This is a genomic window from Olsenella sp. HMSC062G07, assembly GCF_001811895.1.
GTDB classification, from domain to species: domain Bacteria; phylum Actinomycetota; class Coriobacteriia; order Coriobacteriales; family Atopobiaceae; genus Olsenella_F; species Olsenella_F massiliensis.
The window spans coordinates 1-251 of the sequence record NZ_KV806935.1; the positions used below are offsets into that span (position 1 = coordinate 1).

Annotated in this window: 1 pseudogene; it reads right to left on the reverse strand. The window is 62.2% G+C overall.

Features of this window, described 5'->3' with window-relative positions:
• Positions 1-214, reverse strand: a pseudogene (locus tag HMPREF2826_RS00605) (XRE family transcriptional regulator); the annotation flags it as partial.
• Positions 215-251: the final 37 nt, after the last annotated feature.

Here is a 251-nt window from a genome sequence, read left to right on the forward strand (position 1 = left end):
CGAAGACCACGGGGGCAAGCCTGACGAAAACGAACTCGAAGCCATGCAGGAAGGTGCCAACAACCGCCATCTCAGGATCGGAGAAGCCCCAATCCAGATAGGGGCTTCCCCAGAGGGACAGGGCGATGAGCGCAAGGACGACGATCGCGCCCAGGGCCACGAAGGACCAGTGCAGGGCCCTCCTCCTGGACTCCTTCGCCCGTGCCAGCCGCAAGTTGATAACCTCCAGCCTTTCCGAAATCGCCTTGACG